Annotated in this window: 8 protein-coding genes; all 8 read left to right on the forward strand. The window is 54.8% G+C overall.

The features are described from left to right. The first annotated feature begins 32 nt into the window (after positions 1-32). The 8 genes from IWX87_RS03835 to IWX87_RS03870 all read left to right on the forward strand — a co-directional run bounded on the left by IWX87_RS03835 (position 33) and on the right by IWX87_RS03870 (position 7,308). Positions 33-1,040, forward strand: a complete 1,008-nt coding sequence (locus IWX87_RS03835; protein WP_196862182.1) for a serine/threonine-protein kinase — start codon at positions 33-35, stop codon at positions 1,038-1,040. Next, positions 1,037-1,939, forward strand: a complete 903-nt coding sequence (locus tag IWX87_RS03840) for a PP2C family serine/threonine-protein phosphatase (protein ID WP_196862183.1) — start codon at positions 1,037-1,039, stop codon at positions 1,937-1,939. Before IWX87_RS03835 ends, IWX87_RS03840 begins: the two co-directional genes overlap by 4 nt. A 235-nt stretch (positions 1,940-2,174) precedes the next feature. Continuing rightward, entirely contained in the window at positions 2,175-2,783 is a 609-nt protein-coding gene (gene rdgB / locus IWX87_RS03845; RefSeq protein WP_196862184.1) for an RdgB/HAM1 family non-canonical purine NTP pyrophosphatase, read from the forward strand. An 18-nt stretch (positions 2,784-2,801) separates the two neighbouring features. Continuing rightward, positions 2,802-3,992 (forward strand): radical SAM family heme chaperone HemW, encoded by a 1,191-nt coding sequence (hemW, locus tag IWX87_RS03850; RefSeq protein ID WP_196862185.1) that lies wholly within the window; start codon positions 2,802-2,804, stop codon positions 3,990-3,992. Between the two features lie 17 nt (positions 3,993-4,009). Continuing rightward, the gene (locus IWX87_RS03855; protein ID WP_231374540.1) at positions 4,010-4,240 is read left to right on the forward strand and encodes a hypothetical protein; all 231 of its coding nucleotides are present in this window, start codon (positions 4,010-4,012) and stop codon (positions 4,238-4,240) included. 112 nt (positions 4,241-4,352) lie between these two features. Continuing rightward, complete coding sequence (locus IWX87_RS03860; RefSeq protein WP_196862186.1) at positions 4,353-4,847, forward strand: hypothetical protein; 495 nt, start codon at positions 4,353-4,355, stop codon at positions 4,845-4,847. 252 nt (positions 4,848-5,099) lie between these two features. Continuing rightward, on the forward strand, positions 5,100-6,428 hold the full coding sequence (locus IWX87_RS03865; RefSeq protein ID WP_370583751.1) for a tyrosine-type recombinase/integrase: 1,329 nt from the start codon (positions 5,100-5,102) through the stop codon (positions 6,426-6,428). Positions 6,429-6,507: 79 nt separating this feature from the next. Continuing rightward, positions 6,508-7,308, forward strand: coding sequence for an AlpA family transcriptional regulator (locus IWX87_RS03870; RefSeq protein ID WP_196862187.1), 801 nt, complete (start codon positions 6,508-6,510; stop codon positions 7,306-7,308). Positions 7,309-7,902: the final 594 nt, after the last annotated feature.

Below are 7,902 nucleotides of genomic sequence, written 5' to 3' on the forward strand. Positions count from 1 at the left end.
GGTGACCTTCCACCCGGCCCACCAAAGAATTTATGTCAAAGGTCAAGCCTTCACCCCTGCCGCCTGACTCCATGATCGGAGGCTATCGCATTGAGCGAAAACTTTCGGCCGGTGGATTCGGTGTAGTTTACTTGGCTGCAGACAGCGAAGGCCAGCAGTTTGCCATCAAGGAGTACCTGCCTTCGTCTTTGGCCAGCCGCGCCGTTGGCCAGTTACTGCCGCAGGTACTCCCTGAAAAACTTTCGTTATACCGGTTAGGTCTGAAGAGCTTTTTTGAAGAAGGCCGTTCACTGGCGCAGATTTCGCACGGCTCGGTGGTCAGCGTGCTGAATTTCTTTCGCGAGAACGAAACCGTCTACATGGTCATGAATTACCTGGAAGGAGGAACCCTGCAGGATTTCATCATCACGGCGCGCGACCTTAAAAAATCCAAGGTGTTTCGCGAATCTACCATTCGTTCGCTGTTTGACGAAATTTTGCGGGGCCTGCGCATCGTGCACCAGCACAAAATGCTGCACCTCGACATCAAGCCGGCCAATATCTTTATCACTGACGACAACCGGGCGGTGATGATTGACTTTGGCGCGGCCCGAGAGGTGTTGAGCAAAGAGGGCAATTTCATCCGGCCCATGTACACGCCCGGATTTGCGGCGCCTGAAATGTACCGGCGCGATTCGTCCATGGGTCCCTGGACCGATATTTATGCGATTGGCGCTTGCATTTATGCCTGCATGCAGGGTTATCCGCCCAACGACGCTCCGCAGCGAATTGAAAAAGACAGGCTGTCATTGGCCTTGTCTCGTCTGCGCGGGATTTACTCCGACAATTTGATTGAAGTCATCCTGTGGTGCATGGCACTGGACCCACTGGCACGGCCGCAATCGGTGTTCGCCCTGCAAAAGGAGTTGAGTCGCGAAAGCGCGCGCAGTTACACCAAGTTGACGGTTGGCGAAAGGGTGCGATTGCAGTTTGACAGCGTGGTGTCCGACAACAAAAAAGCAGCGCGCAAGACCAATATTCCGGAAACCCGGATTACATGAAATTTTCGGTTTTTCAACTCAGTCGCATTGGCGGCCGTGCGGTGAATGAAGACCGTATGGGCTACTGTTACACACGAGAGTCAGGCCTGTTTGTGCTGGCTGACGGCATGGGCGGACATCCTGAAGGAGAAGTCGCCGCCCAGATTGCCCTTGACACGATTTCGGCTTTGTATCAGAAAGAAGCCAAACCCATGATCGGTAACCCGGCTGAGTTTCTTGCCAGTGCTGCGCTGGCAGCGCACCACCGCATCATTCGCCATGCGTCTCAAAAAGGCATGCTTGACACCCCGCGAACCACGCTGGTAGCAGCGGTCGTGCAGGGCGCCAGTGCAAGCTGGGTGCATTGCGGCGATTCGCGTCTCTACCTGGTTCGTGATGGAAAGTTGCTGATGCGAACCCGTGACCATTCACTTCTTGAGCAGTCGCGGGCCGGGCTGAAAGCGTTGGAACCCGTAAATCGCAACATCCTGTTCACTTGCTTGGGCTCTCCCGCCAAGCCAACTCTGGAGATTGCCGGTCCATTTGCCTTGCAGCAGGGGGACAAACTGATGCTCTGCTCAGACGGTTTATGGGACAGTCTGAACGATGCGGAAATAGTTGCGCAACTAAGTAGCCAGAGCGTTTCCATTGCAGTTCCGGCAATGGTGGAAAGTGCATTGCTGGCGGGGGGAGAGCACAGCGACAACGTCACTACCCTGGCCATGGAATGGGAAACGCCCGATGTGTTTGAGTCCATCCGGCACGACTCTGCCGAAACCGTGATGGACTGCAGTTTTGCTTCCACGCTCGATGCCGGTGGTTTGGACAGCGAATCCGACGACCTCGATGACGCCATGATCGAACGCTCGATCGCCGAAATCAATGCGGCCATCCTCCGTTCGACTTCCAGGAAAGCCTGATCGCACCGTTCAGTCGTTCAGGTCTGGTACTTGCACAGCGCTTTTTTTCCTTATTGATGCAGCCGGCGTTTTCCAGCCCGACAATTGACACTGTGCGCGCCTTCGACGAAATCACCACACGTGATCGAATCGCCTCACCAGTGCTTTTGTCGGCAGCGTGGCATCAAGGCGTCATTTACTATTAAATTAATAGCTATCAATACCCGTTGAACATGCGTAAATACCTATTTCCATCATGAAAATTGTCCTAGCCTCAAACAACCAGGGAAAACTGGCCGAACTTCAGGCCATGCTCGCGCCCCTTGGCCTTGAACTGGTCAGGCAGTCCGATCTGGCCATCCCGGAAGCCGAGGAGCCGTTTCGCACCTTTGTAGAAAATGCCCTTGCCAAGGCGCGCCATGCGTCTGCCCTCAGTGGCTTGCCAGCTCTGGCTGACGACGCCGGCCTTTGCGTGGAAGCGTTTGGCGGACAGCCCGGCGTGGACACTGCGTTTTATGCCACACAGTTCGGCTATTCCAAGGGCGACGACAACAACGTCAAGGCTTTGCTGGAGCAGATGGCACACCTGTCGCAGCCCGCAGAGCGTCGCGCCGCCCTGGTCAGCACGCTGGTCGCGGTGCGCTCTGCCGATGATCCCGAGCCGCTGGTTGCCAGCGGGCGCGTGGCCGGTGAAATTGCCCTTTCGCCCGTGGGCACCAACGGCTTTGGGTTTGACCCGGTGATGTTCCTCCCCGCGTTCGGCCAGACTTTTGCCCAATTGCCGGTGAGCGTGAAAAACGCCAACAGCCATCGTGGCAAGGCGATGCGGCAAATGATTGAATTGCTGCGTGAACGCTGGCTGTAAACCGGACTCGAAATCTTCATGACCCAAAAAGACGTTCAGCACTACATGCGCAGCGGCACCTTGCAACTCGCCGCGTTACCGCCGCTGTCGCTGTATGTGCATTTGCCTTGGTGCATCAGGAAATGCCCGTATTGCGACTTCAATTCGCACGAAGTGGCGGGCATCATGCCCGAGCAGCGCTACATCGATGCGCTGGTGGCCGATCTGGAAGCGTCGCTGCCACTCGTCTGGGGCCGCACGGTGCACAGCATCTTCATTGGCGGCGGCACGCCCAGCCTGTTTTCGCCGCAGGCCATCGACCGTCTGCTGGGCGACATCCGCGCCCGGCTTAAGCTGGCGGCCGACTGTGAAATTACGCTTGAAGCGAATCCCGGTACGTTTGAAAAAGACCGTTTCAAGGCGTTTCGCAGCGCCGGCGTGAACCGCCTGTCGGTCGGTGTGCAAAGCTTTGACGATGTTCACCTGAAGGCGCTGGGCCGCGTGCACGACCGCGCCCAAGCGATTGCGGCAGTAGAGGAAGCCGCGCAGGCCTTTGACACCTTTAACCTCGACATCATGTACGCGTTGCCCGGCCAGACGCTGGAAAACCAGGCGCAGGACATGCGGCAGGCGCTGGCCCTGGCGCCGCCGCACATCTCGATCTACCACCTGACGATCGAGCCCAACACCTACTTCGCCAAGTTTCCGCCGGTGATCCCGGAGGAAGACACGGCCTACGCCATGCTCGACCAGATCACCGAGATGACCGAAGGCGCAGGCCTGCAGCGCTATGAAGTGTCGGCTTATGCCCGGGACGGCCACCGCTGTTTTCACAACACCAACTACTGGCAATTCGGCGACTACCTCGGCATTGGCGCCGGCGCGCACAGCAAGCTCAGTTTTGCGCACCGGGTGGTTCGCCAAGTGCGTTACCGCGAGCCGAAGCTCTACATGGACAAGGCGCTGGCCGCCGATGCGGTGACTCAGGAAACAGAAGTCAGTCGTGCCGACCTGCCGTTTGAATTCATGCTCAATGCCTTGCGGCTGCGGGACGGCTTCAAGCTGCAGGATTTTGCCGACAAGACCGGCTTGCCATTCACCGCGATCCAAAAAGGGCTGGAAGAGGCCGAGCGCATGGGACTGGTTACGCGTGATTTTGTCCACGTCAAGCCGACCGAGCGCGGCTTTGATTTTCTGAACGATCTGCAATCTCTTTTTCTGGCTGATTGAGCCGGCATTCACACACCATGGAACTGGAAACTTCAAGCATCATCCTGCTGGCCATCAGCACCCTCGCGAGCTTTGGCGTGGGGCGCACCTTCATGCATTTTCGCAAGAAGAAGCAGAAAAAGGAGGTTCAGGAACGAGAGGCGCGGGCCCTGCGTGATCGGCCTGTCGAGCCGGAATCGAAAAACAAGAGCAAACGCAAGCGGCAGCTTCAGCAGATGGAAAAAGCGCAACCCGGCCAGAAGCGCTGAGGCGCCTTGAACCAAGTCAGGAAAGACCGCGTGATTTTTCGGTGGAACAGGGCTGGGCGACAAAAAGAAGTGCTACCTTCTGTGGTGCCGATATTGGCGTTTGGAGGTGAACGTGGCCAACCCAGAGATGAAAAAATACCAGGATGCGACAACAGCAGACAAGCTGGGCAAAAGCGTCCAGCAGGCACGGGAACTCCATGCACAGTTTTTCGCTCTGTTCGACCAGTTCAGGCAGGCTCTTCTCAATCTTGACATCGCTTCAGAACCGGTACCGCAGGGCGATGGAACGACCCGGTTGCGGGTCATCACACCGTTTGGTAACCTTTATGCCTCCGCTGCCTACGCATTTGATGATGGACATGCCGGCGCCGCCATGCTTTTTACCGATGAGAAGAAAGTCGATGACCGCACCGTTTCGCGAAAACTCAATGCCGTCATCCTGGGCCGGGAGGGGTTCTGGATTGACTCGGATGGCGACCGGCTGAAGACGCCTTTCACACAGATAAGCGAGCAGATTGTCTACGCGTCCGTTCACAAGGCGCTGGCCGCTAAGCTCAAAGCCGACTCTGAATACGTCTCCAGTTTTACGCGCGCATTCCTGGTCTGAGGGCAAGTCCCTTTTATGCGGATTTGGGGTAAGCAGAGCGCAGCCAACGGCCACTGATCGCTATAAAACGCCGTTTGCAGGCGTTCATTGATTAATGTTGCGATGTGAGAAATGTCACCTGATTGCCGTGAAACCTGCATGAATGCCAAGTTTCCTGGCGGAAGCGGTGTCCGCTTGGATTGCGTAGTATAACGTCCTAGGAAGTACTTTTTCCTTAGATAAAACAACTACTTAGGAAGCTAGTAGTCCTAATTGGCTCTATCCAATTCGACCAAATCCAACTACAATTTGATAGTTGTTTTGATAGTCGAAAAATTAATGGCACGCCAATTAAGCAAGCTCACTGCTCTTCAGGTTACCAAACTCACCAAGCCTGGTTTATACGGGGATGGCGCAGGGCTGACCCTTCAAATCACAAAAGCTGGTGTGAAGAGTTGGCTGTTCCGATTCATGCGTGAAGGAAAGGCTTTTGGCATGGGACTCGGAGCGACGCATACCGTTAGCTTAGCCGAGGCTCGCCAAAAGGCGTTGGAAGCCCGAAAGCTGCTGGCCGATGGTCACAATCCTCTTGCTGAAAAAAAACAGAAGCTCTTGGCCCAGGCGCTGGAACGCGCGAAGATGATGACCTTCGACCAGTGTGCGAAGGCTTATATAGAGGCGCACAAGGCCAGCTGGAAGAATGCCAAACACATCGACCAGTGGACCAACACTTTGGCTACCTATTCCAGTCCTGTATTCGGGCAGTTGCCCGTGGCGGAAATTGACACGGCACTGGTCGTCAAATGTCTTGCCCCAATCTGGCAGACGAAGACTGAAACAGCGAGCCGTTTGCGGGGTCGCATCGAATCCGTGCTGGGGTGGGCCACCACCAGCGGATACCGTACCGGCGAAAACCCAGCCCGTTGGAAAGGACACCTGGAGAACCTTCTTGCCAACATCAGCAAGACCTCAAGGACGAAAAATCACCCATCGCTACCTTGGCAACAGATTGGCGACTTCATGGCGGCCATCAAAGCGAGAGAAGGCAATGCCTCTCGCGCCATGGCGTTCACGATCCTTACCGCTTGCCGATCTGGCGAGGTGCGCGGCGCGCAATGGGCAGAGTTTGATTTCAAAGAAAAAGTGTGGACCATTCCGGCCAAGCGCATGAAGGCACACAGAGAGCACCAAGTTCCCCTGTCAAATGCTGCTCTGGCCTTGCTGGCCTCCATGCCTCAAGACGGCGAGTTCGTATTTCCAGGCTCCAAGGGGCAGGCGTTATCAGATATGTCACTGACGGCGGTCATCCGGCGCATGAACAATGACGCTGTCAAGCCTGTTTGGGTAGATGCTTCTGGAGAAGGTATCACGGTTCATGGCTTCCGATCGACATTTCGCATGTGGACCGCTGAGACCACAGCTTATCCGCGTGAGGTCGCCGAGCATGCCTTGGCGCATAAGTTGCCAGATATGGTCGAGCGAGCCTATCAGCGTGGAACCCAGTTTGCAAAGCGGCAGTCGCTGATGGCTGAGTGGGGGATGTATTGCACCACGGCTAAAAAAGATGCAGTAGGTGATCGAGTTCACAAAAAGCCGATATAAGCTGTCCGGCACAGTGGGGCAAAAGGTCGGAGCCTCTTTTTTTTTGACACGATATCTTCCACTACCAGGTAAATTCAGAATGGCTGGACCAATTCTTCGACTCAAAGACCTCATGGTCCATACGGGGCTCTCGCGCTCTGCGATCTACGATCGCATGGACAAAAAATCCCCACGGTACGCTGAAGACTTTCCGAAATCATTTCCTTTAGGCGGTGGCGCAGTTGGCTGGTTCAAAAACGACGTCGATGCTTGGTTGGAGGCTTGTGCAACCAACGCAACGAGCGGGATGCCGTCTAAGAAGAAGGCCAAAGCATCTTCCCACACCTTAACGCTCGAAGCCCAGGCATCGTCAGCGCCTATCAAACAAACAGCGTTGCCAAAGCCCGTGCAAAAAACTTCACTGCAACCCATATCAGAGCCAGAGCAATCAACTGCTCAGTTGCCATCAAAGCCAGGATCTCGACCGCGCACCTTCGGCCAGACCCTTGTCGAAGGAGAACGAATCAATGCCCGCCTTCTGCATTACCTGGAATTCAAGATGTGGACACCGGCGGTGGGGGCACTGCTGATCGCGGGCATTGATCCCCCACTGGGCTGCAATGAAATTCCTGATGGAGGGATAGGGTTAGATGAAAAGCCACTATATACCAGTGATTTGCGTTTCCTCAAGGCTCGTCATATCTTCAAAGAATGGCACGAATGGAAAGAAGATTCGGGAAATCCATCCCTGGAAATGGAACCGTTTCACTTTATTGCCTGGTGCATAGATGAAGGTATCAGTACCGAATGGCTGCATCTATTTCAAGAGTTGATTGGCTACACTGAAATAAACACCGTTGACCTGACGGCATCCCGACTCGCCCTGCTGGCGAACAGATGAAAATTACCGGTCCAGATCTGTCTGTCTGCGATACAGATTTAGCTCTCATGCGCCGCATTGACAATGCTACGCATCAGACATGCAGCCGTCCAGCTTAGCAGGCTGCTGAAATACTCCCTGATAGGGGAAATCTGGAAATTTTCGACCTTATAGAACGTCCTGCAAGCAATTTTTTCAAGATAGGCAAGGGCAAGGGTAAGGTATTGTTTTTGTAACCGTTTTTGAGAGCGGAAACCAGTATTTCAGCAGCCTGTTAGGGCATAAACATCTGGTGTGACAGTCAGCTCAAAGGGCATGCTTCATTGCCTTTTTACTTTTCGCTAACACTTTCATCAATCCCATCAGTTCTGGATTCGCCACCCAAGAGGCGGGCAGGCAGAGTCCATTCAGATGGACTGTCACTTCCCATATTTCTTTGTTTGTTCGTATCAATATCAAGATCGGTTTTAGCCCGCTGAAGAGTCCCAGTCGAAATGCCGACTTTACCGGCTTCGCTTAACAGGCTGCTGAAATACCTCCCAGGTGGTCCACGCCCCCAACCCCTGGGACGTTTTAGCTTGATACCGATTCACTGACCCAGCCAGAGCCCACTTC

Source organism: Polaromonas sp. CG_9.7 (genome assembly GCF_015752205.1).
Lineage (GTDB): Bacteria > Pseudomonadota > Gammaproteobacteria > Burkholderiales > Burkholderiaceae_C > Polaromonas.